We start from the raw sequence: 16,534 nt of genomic DNA on the forward strand, positions 1-16,534 counted from the left end.
TAAAGGGAGGTGTATCCGAGTGACAAAACTGGTGTCCTCTTTTCGACCCGATGATTTTTTTACAGCACAGCAACAAATCCGATTACAGGAACAAAAAGTGCAGTTTCATGAAGCCGTTGAAAGGAGCGAAGCCCTTTCTTTTATTCAACAGCAAGAATTGGAAAATTTAGTAGAAGCTGAGGCGCGAGGCGGCTATTTCTCGTTCTGCTAAAATTCTGTTCTTATTATAGGCAGCCTCAAAAATCTAAAAATCGAACTAACCCATCTCAAGAAATAACAATGGCAGAACTTACCATTCAAATTTCCGACGAACTAGCCAGCCGCTTAGAACCTCTGCGAGAGCGTCTTCCCCAATTGTTAGCACAACTGCTTGAAACCACAGACCGGGGCGCAGAAGTCCCAATTACAGACACAAGCTCTGTCTATGTGTAGCGGACTGCAAACATAAACGCTCCGACCTGCAAACAAAGAGCTTTCGGGACAGAATTATTTGCAAATAGAAAGATAACTTGAGCCAGAATTAAGTGCAACTGAGACAGAATTATTTGCAACCAGACAGCAAACATAAACTTGGGACAGAATTATTTGCAACTAGCAGTAAAGAAAATCTTCCTTTTCTTTCCCCTCAAAGCTTGTGTTTTAGCTAACCTAAATTCAAGCTTCTGTGGTTAAAAAACTCAGTAAATTAATCAAAGTTAGGAGATCATGGTAGTTGACGAGTTTCTTAACGCACTTAGTCGATCAATATGTTTATTGGCTATGCCCGTGTCTCGACGGATGACCAAAACCTAAATCTTCAAAGAGATGCTCTTTTAAGTGCAGGCTGTACCAAAATCTATGAAGATCGTTTAAGCGGAGTCAAGGTGGCAAGACCTGGCTTACAACAAGCCCTCTCGGTAGCCCGATCTGGGGATGTTTTAGTAATCTGGCGTTTAGATCGTTTGGGACGATCATTAAAAGACTTGATCCAAACAATGGAAACCCTAGAAGAACGAGGGATCGAGTTACACAGTCTAAGCGAATCAATTACTACAACCACTTCAGGGGGACGTTTGATCTTTCATCTGTTTGGGGCATTGGCAGAATTCGAGCGTAATCTCATCAAAGAGCGCACGAGTGCCGGCTTAAAAGCAGCCAGAGCTAGAGGGCGTAAAGGAGGCAGACCAAAAGCCCTAGAACCCAATAAACGGAAATTGGCGGTCAAACTTTATAAAGAAGGACAACATACCATTTCTGAGATTTGTCAGATGATGGGCATTTCTAAACCCACTCTCTACAGTTACGTAGCGGAGGCATCCCTAACCTAAGTGAAGCGTAAACAAATACCCCCTGAAGCTTTAGTCGTTTTAAAACAGCGTTTGGAGATGCTGCCACCTCGTTGTCACGAACGGCGGGTATTAATGGAGGAAACAGCCACTCTATACGGCATTTCAATCGACACTTTATACCGAGCATTACGTTTGTTATCTCGACCGAAGTCGGCACATCGGGCAGACCGAGGGAAACCCAGAAAACTTTCAACCCCAGAAATGGAGCATTATTGTGAGGTAATAGCAGCGTTTAAAATTCGTACCTCAAACAAAAAAGGCCGACATTTGTCGACAGCACGAGCAATCGAGTTACTTGAAGAATATGGACTCTTAACGCCTCAAGGATTTGTTCAACCCCCAAAAGGTCTATTAAATAAAAGCACTGTCAATTATTATTTAAAAGCATGGGGATATGAGCATCAGTATCTAATTCAACAGCCCCCCTGTGTTAGATTTCAAGCCGAATATAGTAACGATTGCTGGCAATTTGACCTGAGTCCCTCAGATTTAAAACACATTTCTCATCCATCATGGGTTGAGCCAGGTAGAGGAAATCCTCAGTTAATGATTTACAGTATTGTTGATGATCGTAGTGGAGTTTGTTATCAGGAATATCGCTGTGTCTATGGTGAAGATGTAGAAGCGGCTTTACGCTTTTTATTTAATGCTATGAGTGCTAAAGGAATCGAAGAATTTCCCTTTCAAGGCATTCCACAAATGCTCTACATGGATAATGGTCCAATCGCCAAAAGTCGAATTTTTCAAAATGTTATGGAGTGCTTAGGAATCTCTGTAAAAACTCATGTTCCCAATGGCAAAGATGGAAGGCGAATGACGGCTAGGGCAAAAGGAAAGGTAGAAAGACCTTTTCGTACCGTCAAAGAAGCTCACGAAACGCTCTATCATTTTCATCAACCGGAAACTGAGACTGAAGCTAATCAATGGTTAATAAAATATTTGTTACATTACAACAACCAGTTACATCGGGAAGGAAATCTTTCACGATTAGAAGACTGGATGCGCCATTTACCCGCTACAGGAATCCGTCAAATGTGTAGCTGGGAACGATTTTGTACTTTTGCTCGTGAACCCGAACGTCGAAAAGTCGATGGGTCGGCTAGAGTTTCAGTCGATGGAGTAGCTTATGAAGTCGAACCGTCCTTGGCGGGAGAAACCGTAACTTTGTGGTGGGGTTTATTTGATAATGAATTATATGTCGAAAAAGATGAACAACGTTTTGGTCCATTTCATCCTATTGATGGGCCAATCCCCTTACATCGTTACCGTAAATTTAAAACAAGTAAGCGTCAAGAACGAACTGAACGGATTGAAGCGTTAGCCAAGCAAATTGAGTTGCCTTTAGAAGCATTAAAAAAACATAGTTCCCTGACTCTAGTCAACTTTGAATCACCATTACCAACTTTAATTCCTTTTCAAGATCCAGACCCTTTTCAAGAATTTACTTACCCGACAATTTTGAGTGCCAAACGAGCAATTGCTGACTATTTAGGGCAACCTTTGGCTAAACTAGGAGATGAGCAAAAAGCTTTTATTGAAGGGCTTTTAGAGAAGACTTTGAACAAAAAGCAGATCACTGAGCAGGTACGGGCTTACTTTTATCCTCATCAAAAAGGAGAACCTCATGCTCATTGAAGTGATGGAACACTATAGCTTAGTACGAGAATTCCGTCGCGCTGGTTATTATGAAACAGTCCATCAACAACAGCTTTTTAAAGAGATTAAAGCGGCAATCGCTTCGGGGCGGTTGGTAGCACTGACAGGTGTCGTGGGTTGTGGCAAAACTGTTACTTTACGTAGATTACAAGCCGCATTGATTAAAGAAGGGAAAATTCTGGTTTCTAAATCTCTCTCAGTAGACAAAAATCGAGCGACTTTGACAACTTTAATTTCGGCTCTTTTTTACGATCTTAGTGCCGATAAAACTGTTAAAATTCCTTCTCAAGGAGAAAAAAGAGAACGAGAACTCCGAGAATTAATCCGTAAAGGCAAAAAACCGGTAGCTTTATTTGTCGATGAAGCCCATGATTTACATAGTAAAACTTTAACGGGACTGAAACGTTTAATTGAAGTCGTCGAAGATGGGGGAGGCATTCTCTCAGTAGTATTAGCTGGACATCCGAAGTTAAAAAATGATTTACGTCGTCCAACAATGGAAGAAATTGGCTATCGAGCGGCGGTTTTTTCTTTGGATGGTTTAATAGGCTCTCAACGGGAATATATCGAATGGTTAGTCAAAGTTTGTACACCAGAAAAAACACAATTACAAGATATTTTACTTCCAGAGGCGATTGATTTATTAGCATCTCGACTAAGAACTCCTCTACAAATCGAGCAGCATTTATCATTAGCTTTTGAGGAAGCTTATCAAATGGGAGAAAAAACCGTTTCTGTTGATATTATCGAGTCAGTTCTTTCAAAACAAATTGATGATTTAGAACCGACATTAACTCGACATGGTTACAACGTAAAAAGCTTGGCAGAACAGTTTAATACTAAGCCGGCTGAAATTCGTTCTTTATTCGGTGGACAACTTGATGCAGTGCGGGCACAGGAGTTACGCGAACAAATGTTAGCAGCCGGTTTACCCATTTAATTAATGACCGAGCGACGGGCACTTCCGTTACAGCAGTAGTTACTGTAGTAGCGACTTGGGCAAGATCTGAAGGCGGCCAATTTTTAGTTGTATTTAATTCTGGCTCAGATTTATGTTTGCTGTCTGGTTGCAGTTAATCTTGTCTCAGTTGCAGTTAATTCTGTCCCAACTCACTTTTTCAGTTGCAAATAATTCTGGCTCAGAAGACTCTTGTTTGCAGGTCGGAGCGTTTATGTTTGCAGTCCGCTACATCTATGCTGAAGTTTTGGACTTTCTTCTTCATAGTCCTACCAAAAATGAAATTATCGCCTTTAAAGTTTCCCCACAAGCTCAAGAACGTTTAAGAACATTACTGGAAAAAAACCGAGAATCTGCACTTACCCCCTTAGAAACGGCGGAGTTAGATACATATCAACAGCTAGAACATTTGATGATATTACTCAAAGCACACGCAGTCAACGCCATCAACTAAATGTCTTCAAATGAGTGCAGAACTCCGCTCTTTTGTGATTGAACGTGCCCAAGGTCAATGTGAATACTGCCTGATTCATCAAGATTTTTCCATCTATAGCCATGAAGTTGACCATATTATTGCCATTAAACATGGCGGTCAAACTACGCCCCTTAATCTTTGCCTCTCCTGCTTGTCTTGTAACCGTCACAAAGGCTCCGATTTGGCCACAATAGATCTCAACACTGGTGAAATTATTCCCTTATTTAACCCCCGTCGCCAAAAATGGACAGAACATTTCACTCTCAATAATCCCTATATTGACGGGCTTACTCCAATTGGCATTGCCACAGCGCGGTTATTAAAGTTCAACGCGCCCAACCGGCTCATTGAACGGCAAATTTTGCGCTTCGCAAGGACACTATCGTCTTTGATTTTATCTCATAAATTTTTTTTCCAATAACGTTATTGGAAACTTTAATCGGTTGCTGACTTTTTTCAGAACGCCCCTTTATTTTTCGTTCTCACGCGCTGGTAGAAATCCTCCATCACCTCAATAAAAGAAGTGTCTTTTTTCCAAAACGGCGGAAACTCACCTCCTTTTTTGACGACAATGGCGCTCACGCCTCCAGTGCTTGCTGAAGGGACGGTTTGGGGTAAGCGCTTTTCACCATGCCAAAAGTCTTTTGGTGAACATGGTAATGATGCCTTTACTTTTCTTGGTTGGGTATAGTAAGAATCTACAGCTTCAAGCTCAATTTCTTGTTCATTCATCGCATCGGAGAGAATTTTTCCTAGAGGAGTTTTTGCGAGTTCCTGTTGCAGTTGGGAGCGTGAAATTCCTCTCAGTTCAAATAGTAAAAAAGGATCTTGGTCTAATTCGGATGCTACTAAATAATAGACTCCGGCGATATGTTTACAGGGATTTTCCCAATCGGGACAAGAACAATTAGTTTTAAAGTCTTTACTACTGTAGGGAAGTAAATGCAGCTTATATTTAGAAAATGCTTCTTCAATGTTATCAGGGACTTCATTCATGAGCAGCTTAGAAACCCAGCTTGCCTTTGAGCCGATATAGCTCAGGGCTTTTGACCAATCCGTTGCAGAAATCGGCTTAATTTCAATGTTTATATTGTATAAAGGTTCTTTATAAACGCCGAAATAGGGATTGATTGACCCCCTCACTAAGGCTGTAATTTTCCCGTTTTCAATATAATATTCCTTGATTTTGCCATTTCGGGCATAGGAACGTCCCCGTCCCAACCTCGCTGTCTCTGTAAACTCTTCTAAGGCTTCGATGAATCGTTTTCCCCACCAAGTTTAACTAAATTCTGCCATGTTTTACCTCACAAAAATAATGTATCTTACCCTTAAGCCTCACGCATTCCTCTAATTTTATCCTTGAGCAGATTAATAACAACTTCGACCTCATTCCCTTCGCCTCGGTCAAGCTGTTCTAGTCCAACTGTTACTTTTTGGCGGGTTTCTTCTACCCATTGTTCATAGTGCTTATCTTGTTCTTCAAGCAGTCGAAAAGCTTCAATAATCACTTCATCAATGCTCTTATATTTACCGCTCTTTAACTTTTCTTGAATAAATTGTTCTTGTTCTGGCTTGAGTATGATGTCCATATCATCACCTTTTTCTAATTATTTTTTGGTGAGTTATTCGAGTTTACATAATGGCTTGTTTATTTAAAGCAATTAACTTTTTAAAACTCTCATTATCTAATTCCGTCAACCAAGATTCATCAGACCCAACAATAGAACTGGCCACCTTTTTTTTATCTTCAATCATCTGGTCAATTCGTTCTTCTAAAGTCCCTAAAGTGACGAATTTGTGGACGAAAACATTTTTCTGCTGACCAATCCGAAACGCCCGGTCTGTCGCTTGGTCTTCAACGGCGGGATTCCACCAACGGTCAAAATGAAAGACGTGATTGGCTTTTGTTAAGGTAATTCCCACCCCACCCGCTTTTAGGGAAAGAATAAACACTGACGGGTCGGTTTCTGGGTCTTGAAAAGAGGCAATCATCTGTTCGCGTTTATTTCGAGGAGTTCCACCGTGAAGATAATAAGTATTGTAGTGCCGAGTATGTTTAATATAGTGCTGTAACGCTTCGCCAATTTCCGTAAATTGGCTAAAAATTAACAGACTTTCCCCTTCGGCGATAACTTCCTCTACCATTTCACCGAGACGTTCTAATTTATGAGAGCGTTCTGGGGTAAACTCGCTATTATCCTGCAAAAATTGTCGAGGATGGTTACAAATTTGCTTGAGTTTCATTAAAGTGGATAAGATTAATCCCTTACGTTGGATTCCTTCTGTTTCTTCTATTTGTTCCATAACATCCTTCACCACCGCCTCATATAAGGAGGCTTGTTCAGCAGTTAAATTACAATACTGTTTGTGTTCAACTTTATCAGGTAAGTCTTTAATAATCTGTTTATCAGTCTTTACGCGGCGCAGGATGAAAGGTTGGACGAGTTTCTTTAAAACTGTAGCAGTAGACTGGCTATTGTCCTTTTGAATCGGTATTTCAAAAGATTTGCGAAATTGAGTTTCTTTTCCTAAATAACCTGGATTGAGAAAATTAAAAATTGACCATAAATCTAACAGTCTATTTTCTACGGGAGTTCCTGTTAAAGCAAGGCGATGACGAGACTGAAGTTTCAAAATCGCTTTAGTTTGTGCCGCTTTGGGATTTTTAATATTTTGTGCTTCATCAATGACGATTCGTTGCCAAGTAATACTCGTTAGCAGTTTTTCGTCTTTTCTGGCTAGAGTGTAAGAGGTAATCACAATATCGTGTGAAGCAAGTGCGGTTTTAAATTTTGCTTCATCAGTTAGCCGCTCTCCCCCATGATGCACCATCGTTTTTAAATGAGGCGCAAATTTTTCAATTTCTTTCTTCCAATTTCCCACAACAGAAGTCGGCGCAATCAACAGAGTGGGTAACACTTCTGCTGTAGAGTCTCTTTCTGTTATTAATCTGGCAATTACCTGTACCGTCTTTCCCAGTCCCATATCATCGGCCAGACACCCATTTAACCCAAGTTGTTCAAGATATTGAATCCAAGAGACTCCCCGTTTTTGATATTCTCGAAGAGTCCCTTGCAACTGCGTTGGATTTTCAATCTCCTCTAGTCGCGTCGGGTCCTTTAAGTTGGCCATCATGGCGGCTAAACTTTCATCCAATTCGACTTGAATGTCATCATTAACTTCACTGGCTTTTTGCATTAACTCCATCAGGGTTAGTTCTGGTTTCTCTTCGTGATGAGTTTTCCAGAACTCCAGCATAGCAACCATCTTTTTTTGGTCTAATTCTATCCACTGACCCCGAAATTTAACCAGGGGCGTTTTTGCCTTGACCAACTGTTGCCACTCTTTTTCCGTGACGGGGTGGTCGCCGATAGCGAGTTCGTATTGGTATTGAATAATGGTTTCTAGTTGAAAATAACCTTTGCCGGCTGAAGTTGGGGCAGATTTAGAAGGAGAAGCTTTGAGGCGAATTTTCGCTCGTTGACGGCCTTCCGGTGTCCACCATGCCGGAATAATAACTTTATAACCTGCATCTTCTAGAACCCAAGCACTCTCGGACAGAAAGGCAAAAGCTTCTTCTAAAGTTAAAGAGAAGCCGATAGGTTTATCGGTTTCTAACCCTTTCCAAATTAGGGGATAAATTCGGGCAGCATAGCCTAAATTTAACAGTAAATCTTTTTCAAAATCTTGACCAAATTGTTTTTTAATGGTTTGTTGAGTTTTTTGATTAAGATGCCAATAATCGTCTAATTCGAGTTTTAAGGAAGGGTCTTGTTTTAAAGAGACAAAAAAATTAATATGCCAATTATCCGGATAATTTTCTTCGGCTTCCATTAGTTGAAAACAGAGGTAAAAAGATGAATCTTTCTGAGCATAAAGAAGTTTTTGTTTCCAAGGAAGCCATTGGCGATATTCTTCTAAGGCGGTATGATCTTTCCAAGGTTGGTGGGAGGGAAGAAAATTAATGCAGCCGTCGAGAAGTTGACTTTCTGTTAGCTTTTTTTGAAAAGTGGCGGGAAAAGCGGTATTGGTTATAATTTCATTGAGTAAACATTCGGAGAAATGACGCAGCAAAGTTTCTTTGTCGTAAAATTCGATCGCATCCGTCAAATTATCATAGCCTGAAACACAGGCAAGGGGCATATAATCAATATACTGTTTAATATTAGTTTCGTAAGCGGGAGAGATAATTTCCCAACTCGGATAAATTTCAAATAAATTTGTTGTCTTTTTACTTTTTCCCTTTGGAGTTGATAATTCTCGATATTTTAGGGACGGAATATATTGGTCTTTAAGGATAACTTGCTTGAAAGATTGAGTGTAGTGATACCAGAAGAGTAAATCAGCCCCAAATTGAAACTCAAAGGCGTTAGTGAGGCAGAGAAAATGAAGGTCATTAAGAAGTTTAATAATTGGTGAGACCTGATAACAGTTAATTGCCCAGGTTTTCCAGGAACAATCAGGGGATAATTCGGTTTCAGCTTCAAGATAACGAGTTAATTCAAGGGAAGGAAGAGGAGCGTCCCCTCTGCTAGGGAGGATAAAATATTTAGTAAAAAATTTCTGATAAATTTTGCTGTTTAAAGCTTCTTTTAGTCCTAAGTCATTAACTAAAAAAGCGGAGAGTTCATCGGAGTCCAACTGGAATGGATGGCGGTTTTCTGATTCATTTTTCCGTCTTTTTTTAGGAGAAGTCGTTTCTCCCCAGAGATAAAATTCCCCTAGTTGAATAAACTCGTTGTTTGTTCTAGGAATCCAAGTCCCGTGAAGAATTTTCATAGGCTACAAATCTTCAGATAATAAGCGATTGATACGGTATTCTAAATCTTCAATAGAATCTTCCGGCAAAATTTTTTTTACCTTAGCATTATATAATCTAGCTTCGTTGCACAGAAGTTCATAGCTTAATTCTAAAGAGATAAGAACATCCGTCCAAAACTGTTTCCGTTGTTCGGGACTGTGGAGTGGCCCATCACGACCGTTTTGAAAACGCTCCGGGTCAATAATGAATAAGTCAATGGAATCTAGTCCAAGCACCGCCGCTTTTTCTGCTTTTTCTGCTCTTAATTCCCAATTATCAAACCAATGCTCTCCAAAATCGTTATCAAGAAGAAAATATCTACCTATCCAAACCACAGGATTCCATTCATTTAAACCAAGTGTATTCGCTATTTTTTGGTATTCACTTGTAACAGTAAAAGCATCTAACTCTTCAATATAATTAAAAATTTTTACTGTTCGACGAGATGAATTCATGGAAATTTTTCCTCAAAAGTAATCACGGCAATGGCCGAATCTCCCCAAATTGCTGAATGTGAGCCACCAGTTTCTTAAGATATCCTTCCTCCTGAAGGAGGCGTTTCGTATTTCCCACCAAAATAAATAACTCTTCTGCCCGACTCACCGCAGTATTGAGTAAATTGGGACGACGATTAATAAAGAGTAAGCTATCAGTATCCCGACACTGCCGAGTTGAGAAGATTATAACCGGTTTTTGTCCCCCTTGGAACTTATGCACCGTCCCAATGCTGGCTCTATCGAGATCTGTGTAAACTTCTCTTACACGCTTTCTAGTTGCATCAGCCTGAGCGCGATAGGGAGAAATCACCCCAATCTCATCTGTAGAGTAACCTGCATTCAGAAGATGCTCAAGTAAACGTTCTACTGCATCCACTTCTTCTGGATTAACATGGTCAGCAATTGTCCCATCAACTGGGTAAGCAATCAAATTAGTTCCAAGTCGAGATTCTTTAAAAGGGGTTTTGATTATTAGCTTATAACCGCTAATTCGCTCACAAAAAGAAATAATCGGAGCAACACATCGATAATGTTCATTGAGTATAATTCCGTTGCCAATATCCCCTAATTGGTCAGATGCACCGGCAGCCCGGTGATAAGCGGTGGCGGTATAAATAGCCGTAGGACTGTAACGAAAATAGTCAGCATCCGTTAACCCTTGCTCTGTAAATGCCTGTTCATGATACTGCTCGATAGTCGATTGGCTAAAGGGAACAATCGGCTCTAATTGTAGCGGATCTCCTACGATTACAGCCCGTTTACTACGAACTAATACCGGTAGGGGTTGATGGGGTGGAATCATCCCCGCTTCATCAATAACACTAACGTCGATACAACCTTTTTTTAGGTAAGGAAATAGATTTCTTACCGAATGAAGGGTACTAGCAAATACAGGAAACAGTAAACTAACATCTGCAAGAATTGAAGAATAATTAGCGGTAAATCGACACCAAGCATCATGATTTTTTTCTGAATTAATGACATCAATATAAATCTCAATAGAACGAATTACCTCATCGGATCTCCGCAGTGCTTCCTGTTGTAAATACTGCCAAGATAAAAGAAACAACTCTTGTTGTTGTTGATGATATTCCACTGGGTTACGGGTGAAAAAATCTTCGGTTGGATAAGCGGCTAATCTTTGTTCAATGAGTGAAGATGAGTTTTTTAACTGATTAATTTGTCTTTTAATTGAATTGATTTGACCGGTGTTAGAATCTTCGGTTCTTTGCTCATCTAATTGCCACCGCCGGGCTGTGGTTAATTGGTTTGCCACCTGTGAGTAAGATGCTTCGGTTGATTCACGAGTTAGGGGAAGTTGAAAAGGAAAAGGTGTAGCTAGAGTGGCGGTTAGCGGCGCATGAATTTCTTTGTGCAGACGCTTTAAAATGTGACGAGAACTAGAGTGAGTAATATCTAACCAAAGTTTCTTTAGCGAGTACCATAAACGCTCCCACCAAGACCGAGAGTTTTGTAATAATGGCTCCAAATCAACTGGGGGAAAAGACTTTACGGCTCGTTCAAGGGCAGCTTTTATCTGCTCATAAGCTAATATCGGATATTGCTGATAGTTAGATTCAGGGGAAGTAATAGGCTGTTGTTCTAGTATTGATAGACGCTCTTGTAAAGACTCAATTTCTCTATTTAACTGTTCTTTTTGTTGTAAATCCTTTTCCCGTTGATGCGCTCTTTCAATGTCTATTTGGGGTTGAGACTGAAGTGAAGTAGAGATCTTTTCTATTTCCCTAGAAATTTGTTGCCATAACGTTTCGTTAAATGTCTCAGTTTCTAACCAATTTTTTGCTCTTAGTAGTTTAGGGATAACCTGTTTGTCGATAAAATCTTTCCGTCCCCCTTCTAAATAGAAGAAGTTGTCTCCTAACTCGGTTGCTAGTTTTTCGATTACATTAGTAACTGCTCGGTTGTTGGTACTTGTTACTAAAGTCAGATTACTTTCATCAATTCCCGTTGTGATTAATTGATGGGCACGTTTAACAAGAGAAATGGCAATAATATGTACCAATAATGAGGTTTTCCCATTTCCAGGGGGGCCGATAACCGCCGTAAGGAATGAGACATAGAAGTGTTTGAGGGCATCCGCTTGGGACTTATTAGGAAGAGAGCCAGGAAAAGCCCCTAGAAACAATACGTCATGGCGAGGGGATTGAGGTGAACCAAAGAAATATTCATAAGCCGGATGACCAGGAATTGCCCAGTCCCAAAATTGCTGTTGGCTTAGATAGCGGAGGTCTTTTTTAAGGTTGTGGGTATAAGAAACGTAGTCAAAACGCAGCAGGTAGGGAATAGGTTTATAGGATAAATTCTGTTCGGGTTGTTTTAACAAGTCTAAAAAGTCTTGTAGGGTAGAAAAATTAAATTTAAAGGTTTCAGAGAGAAAAGTTCTAAGTCCTTCCTGGATGACTAAGTTTTCGGCTTCTTCTTCGTCTAAAGAATAGAGTTCTATTAAGTTAGGGATAACTGGTTGAAACAAAAACCCCTCTGTTAAATCCCATCCTCGACTGCGGTATTTGCCACTAAATATACTTGAGATGTCGACAGTGAACAGGGGAAAAAAGCTTCTTTCTCCTGCTCGTACCCGATAAATTTGAGGAAAGGAAACGGCAATTTTAAAATCTTCTAGTTGTTTGCTTTCTTCTAGGGTAGAGTAAGTTTTTTTAAATTGTTGAAAAAGAGGTTGTGGTATGAGTAATTGGTTGCCTACCAGTTGAATATTTTCGTCCCAAATTTTTCGGTTATCGTCTTTTCCCACCTCTACCGACGCATTACTTAAATTTTCTAAGTAGAGGTAGTGTTCCCAGGCTTTGATTATTTTTCTAATTTTAGTTAAATCAGACATTAGTGCTTGTTACTCCTCACCCTACGCGACGAGCGCTTCAACCATCACTTTATCTATGGCGACTTTTTTTCAGCTTAGACACTCATCAAGCACAGCAACGAGAAATCTTAATTATTTCTTTTTATTTTAGGTCTCATTAATTAAAGCTTCCAGTTGGTTTAACAGCTTTTCAAGTTTTTTGCGTTTAGTGTTATCTTCCCAAAGTCGAGTTTTTTTGACTTTTTGATAAGCTTCTTTGAGACGGTCTGATATTTCTGTTGTCGTTGATTGGGGTTTGGAAGAAAGGGCGATGATTTTTTCTTTGATTTGGCTAAGGGAAAGTTCTTGCTCTATTGCCTCCGTTAGTAGCTCTCTTCGTTTGTCATCATCTTTGACACCGGCGATCGCTTTGGCTTTGGTATAGGCTATTTGTCCCTTTCTTAAGGCTTCTGTGATGTCTTCAGGGAGGTTGAGTAAGGGCAATCTATTGTTAACAAAGGATTCCCAAGTCATTAATCCTAAGTCATTAAAGACGGATTCAATAACCGTTAACGGGGAATTAGACTCACTTTTCTTGGCTTCTTCCTCTTTTCCAATAACGTTATTGTCTGGTGTGATTTCATCATCTTCGCTCTTTCCAATAACGTTATTGTCTGTCTCCCCAAGTTCCTCTTCACTCCTAACATTAACCGGATTCGTAGCTGGCGTTTCTTCCTCAATCTCTTTTCCAATAACGTTATTGTCTCTTGAAGTCGCAATATTTTTTTGTTCTTTTTGCAGTCGATGGAGTAGAGGAGACACTTCCGTAATGGCTACCCCTAATTTAAGAGCTAAGAGTTGTAGGATGCCTTCGGTTTCTTCAACCGGGTTGAGGTCTTCTCTTTGTAAATTTTCTATGAGTGCTAGTTGCCATGCTGCTTCATCTGTTAGTTCTTTCACGACTACTGGCACTTCGGTTAACCCCGCCTGATGAGCCGCTCTCAAGCGCCGTTCCCCGGCTACCAATTCATAGCCACCTGTTTCAAGGGGTCGAACTAATAAAGGTTGAAGGATTCCATGCTCAGAAATTGAGTCAGCTAACCCTTTTAAAGATTGAGGGTCGAAGTAATGTCTGGGCTGCGTCGGGGGGAGATGAATGTCAGACAACTTAATCAATGATTTAGGGGCTGATGTTGTCTGGTCTTCTGAAGTCTCTAACCAACTGGGCGAAGGGGTGGTGAGTTTGCCGGCAAAGGGTTTTTTTTGTTTGCTTGGACTCATGTTAAAGTTTCTAACGATTGCGCGATTTGCTCTAATAACGGAAGGGCGGGATGTTTGGGGTCATAAACCGCAAGGGGGGCACGGTCTTCAGAGGCATCCACGAAGGCGGTAGCACGAGGAATAGGAGGAAAAATTTTGCCCCAGGAGGAGAGTTGTGTTTGGATAGCTCCCAATGCTCTCACATCAGCCGAGTTGCTTTTAGCATAGCGAGTGGGGACAAATCCGGCTATGTTGAGTTTTTTGTTGGCTTTTCTCACTGAGTTTAGGGTTTGTAGGAGTTCGTCAGTTCCCTCAAAGGCTTTGAGATGAGTTTCTATGGGGACAAGGACGTGAGTGGCGGCCACTAAACTTATATAGGAGAGTAACCCTAAACTGGGGGGACAGTCAATAAGAATGAAGTCGTATTCTTCTAGGACGGGTTCGATGGCTTCTTTTAAGCGAAAGTCCCGTAGGGGAGTGTTAACTAACTGCATTTCAGCCCCAGAAAGAAGACGATTGGCGGGGGCTAAGTCCATGCTATGTATATCTGTATGAATGGGTAAGGGAAGTTCTTCTATGATGGCATCGGCAACAGTTTTGTCGAGTTCTTTAGGAATTAACCCCATGAATTTTGTTAGGGATGCTTGTGGGTCCATGTCGATGAGTAGGACACGGTGTTTTCTTTTGGCGAGATGATAGCCCAAGTTCTGGGTGAGGGTAGTTTGTTAACCTAAGCCAAAAAGTCGCCTCTTTGACTCGGCTTCAGAACCGTGCATGAAAATTTCTTTTCACACGGCTCCTCTGCTAGGTGGCTCTTGATATGAGTACCTCGTCATCGGTGTATATTATCGTGGCAGTGTCCATGTAAAACGGTGAGATTGGTTAGTCTGTTGTTATTCCTGTTCTCATCTATATGATGAATTTCTAGGATATCTTCGAGACTGAAGTACAGTTGGCATTTACTACATTTCCCTTTTTGGGTCTTCAGTAGTTTTGTTATTGGGCTTCTTATATTGGGGTATTTCCCTAGTCGGGTACTCCAATATATCCAATCTCCGTCATAGGGGCTTCTGTCTCCTTTCACGTTGATGTGTCTGTTAATGGGAGTTTGGCGATGTTCTGTTAGGGATAGTTCCCCATCGTTAAAGTCCCATTTCTTACCTTTATGTCGTTCATCAACGTGCCAGTATTTGTTGTAGACCCATTTGTCAGGTTTCATGGGGTGTCTTCGTAAACACCATCTTCTAAGTTTTATCCATAGCCAGTGGTCAATATCGGAGAAAGTTTCTTTTGAGTTGACTGAACTGTAGTAATTTGCCCATCCTCTAATAATTGGGTTTAGTTCCCTGATTAGTCGAGATTGTGGGGCTGTCTTCAATCCATCTATGACTTGACTTAGTTTTCGCTTATGTTGCTTGATTGCTTCGGCACTTGGCTTTATTAGGACTACATAGGGAACTATTTGTGTCCAACGGTGTCCTCCTTGGTTACATCCACCAGATTTATATCTGCGGTCTCTTATCCCCGCAGGGTAGTGTCTAATGTGGAAGCCGAGGAAGTTAAACCCCGCTTGTTTTCCTTCATGTGAGTTAAAGGTGTGTACAATTTGGGTTTTGTTGGGGTTGAGTTCCAATCCCATATTTGAAAGCCATTTTTCGGCTAGAGCCTTGATTCTTAGTAATTCATTTAGGTCTCTATGGAGGATGAGGAAGTCGTCTGCATATCTAACAACCGTTAGTTTCCAATTGGTTACTTTTTTGTTGATATACGCGGTTTTTGGTACGTGACTGGTGAGGTATTCTTCTAATCCGTGTAAAGCTATGTTAGCTAGTAGCGGTGAGATCACCCCTCCTTGTGGTGTACCCTCTTCGCTTGGGAAGAGTTTATTCCCATCCATAATTCCTGCTTTTAGCCAAGCTTTTATTTGTCTTCTCATTTTAGGGAAAGTGTTGAGCTTGGTTAAAAGTGCCGAGTGGTTGATTTTATCGAAGCATTTGCTGATATCCGCGTCTAGAACGTATTTGTCTAGTCTTTGGATGTCAATTTTTATGTAAGCAATAGCGTCATGGGCTGACCTACTGGGTCTAAAACCATATGAGTGTGGCTCGAATCGAGCCTCCCATTCTGGTTCTAGAGCTAGTTTTACTAGGGCTTGTTTGGCTCTTTCTGTCATAGTCGGGATTCCGAGTGGGCGTAACTCCTTTTTGTTGGGTTTAGGAATATAAACCCTTCTGATTGGAGTCGATTTGTCGGAAAGGTTGAGGTTTTCGGCTAGAACTAGCCGTTGTTTCGGGGTGAGGGATTTAACTCCGTCTATCCCCGCAGTACGTTTTCCTCTGTTATCTTGTGTTACCCGACGAACTGCTAAGAGTTTGGCTGCTAGTGATTTCATCAGAAGCCTTTGTAACTTGCGGACAAGTACGACATTTCCACTTTGACCGGCTCGATAGATACGTTTTTGGAGTTTGAAAACTTGTACCTCTAGCTTGCGCCAAGGGATCGTTTCCCATTCATACTTCAGTTTGTTAGCTGAGTCCATGACATTAGTCTCTTACTAGAGTTTCTATCTTCCACATAACAGTGTTTCTGTCAGCTTATCCTAGACGTTACTCTAGGCGTTGGCTTTTGAAACAATCCTTCCCGTTAAGTCCATGCGCCTGACTGACTACTTAGAAAATCGACCTTTCTAAGAGATACTTAACGGGTTACTTCGTTCCTAATTCTCGTTTGGCGATGGGGTTAGA

General features: G+C 40.9%; 14 protein-coding genes and 1 pseudogene. 7 read left to right on the forward strand and 8 right to left on the reverse strand.

The features are described 5' to 3' along the window. Positions 1 to 19 precede the first annotated feature (19 nt). The 7 genes from CYAN7822_RS34030 (at position 20) to CYAN7822_RS34060 (ending at position 4,838) form a co-directional block, all read left to right on the forward strand. Positions 20 to 211: a hypothetical protein gene (locus tag CYAN7822_RS34030; RefSeq protein ID WP_013325773.1), complete on the forward strand. Its 192-nt coding sequence runs from the start codon at positions 20 to 22 to the stop codon at positions 209 to 211. 68 nt (positions 212 to 279) lie between these two features. Continuing rightward, the gene (locus tag CYAN7822_RS38380) at positions 280 to 432 is read left to right on the forward strand and encodes a hypothetical protein (RefSeq protein WP_013325774.1); all 153 of its coding nucleotides are present in this window, start codon (positions 280 to 282) and stop codon (positions 430 to 432) included. A gap of 314 nt (positions 433 to 746) precedes the next feature. Then, positions 747 to 1,307 carry a recombinase family protein gene (locus CYAN7822_RS34040; protein ID WP_013325775.1) on the forward strand — a complete coding sequence of 187 codons (561 nt, stop codon included), beginning with the start codon at positions 747 to 749 and terminating at the stop codon, positions 1,305 to 1,307. Positions 1,308 to 1,322: 15 nt separating this feature from the next. Further along, a complete protein-coding gene (locus tag CYAN7822_RS34045) occupies positions 1,323 to 2,963 on the forward strand; it encodes a DDE-type integrase/transposase/recombinase (RefSeq protein WP_157872053.1) in 1,641 nt (546 codons plus the stop codon). Then, on the forward strand, positions 2,953 to 3,924 hold the full coding sequence (locus tag CYAN7822_RS34050) for an ExeA family protein (RefSeq protein WP_013325777.1): 972 nt from the start codon (positions 2,953 to 2,955) through the stop codon (positions 3,922 to 3,924). Before CYAN7822_RS34045 ends, CYAN7822_RS34050 begins: the two co-directional genes overlap by 11 nt. Before the next feature lie 112 nt (positions 3,925 to 4,036). Beyond that, on the forward strand, positions 4,037 to 4,396 hold the full coding sequence (locus CYAN7822_RS34055) for a hypothetical protein (protein WP_013325778.1): 360 nt from the start codon (positions 4,037 to 4,039) through the stop codon (positions 4,394 to 4,396). Between the two features lie 10 nt (positions 4,397 to 4,406). Next, the gene (locus CYAN7822_RS34060) at positions 4,407 to 4,838 is read left to right on the forward strand and encodes an HNH endonuclease (protein ID WP_013325779.1); all 432 of its coding nucleotides are present in this window, start codon (positions 4,407 to 4,409) and stop codon (positions 4,836 to 4,838) included. Between the two features lie 35 nt (positions 4,839 to 4,873). Here CYAN7822_RS34060 and CYAN7822_RS34065 read toward each other — a convergent pair whose 3' ends face one another. From CYAN7822_RS34065 to ltrA, 8 genes and pseudogenes are all read right to left on the reverse strand, one after another. Continuing rightward, entirely contained in the window at positions 4,874 to 5,638 is a 765-nt protein-coding gene (locus CYAN7822_RS34065) for an SWIM zinc finger family protein (protein WP_425365363.1), read from the reverse strand. A gap of 107 nt (positions 5,639 to 5,745) precedes the next feature. Then, positions 5,746 to 6,006, reverse strand: a complete 261-nt coding sequence (locus CYAN7822_RS34070; protein ID WP_013325780.1) for a ribbon-helix-helix domain-containing protein — start codon at positions 6,004 to 6,006, stop codon at positions 5,746 to 5,748. 43 nt (positions 6,007 to 6,049) lie between these two features. Continuing rightward, the gene (locus CYAN7822_RS34075; protein WP_013325781.1) at positions 6,050 to 9,196 is read right to left on the reverse strand and encodes a DEAD/DEAH box helicase; all 3,147 of its coding nucleotides are present in this window, start codon (positions 9,194 to 9,196) and stop codon (positions 6,050 to 6,052) included. A gap of 3 nt (positions 9,197 to 9,199) precedes the next feature. Beyond that, a complete protein-coding gene (locus CYAN7822_RS34080; RefSeq protein ID WP_013325782.1) occupies positions 9,200 to 9,673 on the reverse strand; it encodes a hypothetical protein in 474 nt (157 codons plus the stop codon). Positions 9,674 to 9,695: 22 nt separating this feature from the next. Next, on the reverse strand, positions 9,696 to 12,572 hold the full coding sequence (locus CYAN7822_RS34085; RefSeq protein WP_013325783.1) for a DEAD/DEAH box helicase: 2,877 nt from the start codon (positions 12,570 to 12,572) through the stop codon (positions 9,696 to 9,698). A 126-nt stretch (positions 12,573 to 12,698) separates the two neighbouring features. After that, positions 12,699 to 13,811: a ParB/RepB/Spo0J family partition protein gene (locus tag CYAN7822_RS34090; RefSeq protein WP_013325784.1), complete on the reverse strand. Its 1,113-nt coding sequence runs from the start codon at positions 13,809 to 13,811 to the stop codon at positions 12,699 to 12,701. Beyond that, positions 13,808 to 14,515: pseudogene (locus CYAN7822_RS34095) on the reverse strand (ParA family protein); the annotation flags it as partial. The pseudogene CYAN7822_RS34095 and the gene CYAN7822_RS34090, both read right to left, overlap by 4 nt. 107 nt (positions 14,516 to 14,622) lie before the next feature. Beyond that, positions 14,623 to 16,329, reverse strand: a complete 1,707-nt coding sequence (gene ltrA / locus CYAN7822_RS34100; protein WP_049802798.1) for a group II intron reverse transcriptase/maturase — start codon at positions 16,327 to 16,329, stop codon at positions 14,623 to 14,625. Between the last annotated feature and the right edge of the window lie 205 nt (positions 16,330 to 16,534).

Origin of the sequence: Gloeothece verrucosa PCC 7822 (genome assembly GCF_000147335.1) — a bacterium.
Lineage (GTDB): Bacteria > Cyanobacteriota > Cyanobacteriia > Cyanobacteriales > Microcystaceae > Gloeothece > Gloeothece verrucosa.

Excerpts from the sequence above, each read along its gene's own strand:
- CYAN7822_RS34085 (WP_013325783.1), bottom strand. The coding sequence starts at position 12,572 with ATGTCTGATTTAACTAAAATTAGAAAAATAATCAAAGCCTGGGAACAC.
- CYAN7822_RS34050 (WP_013325777.1), top strand. The coding sequence starts at position 2,953 with ATGCTCATTGAAGTGATGGAACACTATAGCTTAGTACGAGAATTCCGT.
- CYAN7822_RS34060 (WP_013325779.1), top strand. The coding sequence starts at position 4,407 with ATGAGTGCAGAACTCCGCTCTTTTGTGATTGAACGTGCCCAAGGTCAA.
- CYAN7822_RS34070 (WP_013325780.1), bottom strand. The coding sequence starts at position 6,006 with ATGGACATCATACTCAAGCCAGAACAAGAACAATTTATTCAAGAAAAG.
- ltrA (WP_049802798.1), bottom strand. The coding sequence starts at position 16,329 with ATGGACTCAGCTAACAAACTGAAGTATGAATGGGAAACGATCCCTTGG.
- CYAN7822_RS34040 (WP_013325775.1), top strand. The coding sequence starts at position 747 with ATGTTTATTGGCTATGCCCGTGTCTCGACGGATGACCAAAACCTAAAT.
- CYAN7822_RS34090 (WP_013325784.1), bottom strand. The coding sequence starts at position 13,811 with ATGAGTCCAAGCAAACAAAAAAAACCCTTTGCCGGCAAACTCACCACC.
- CYAN7822_RS34075 (WP_013325781.1), bottom strand. The coding sequence starts at position 9,196 with ATGAAAATTCTTCACGGGACTTGGATTCCTAGAACAAACAACGAGTTT.
- CYAN7822_RS38380 (WP_013325774.1), top strand. The coding sequence starts at position 280 with ATGGCAGAACTTACCATTCAAATTTCCGACGAACTAGCCAGCCGCTTA.
- CYAN7822_RS34055 (WP_013325778.1), top strand. The coding sequence starts at position 4,037 with ATGTTTGCTGTCTGGTTGCAGTTAATCTTGTCTCAGTTGCAGTTAATT.
- CYAN7822_RS34080 (WP_013325782.1), bottom strand. The coding sequence starts at position 9,673 with ATGAATTCATCTCGTCGAACAGTAAAAATTTTTAATTATATTGAAGAG.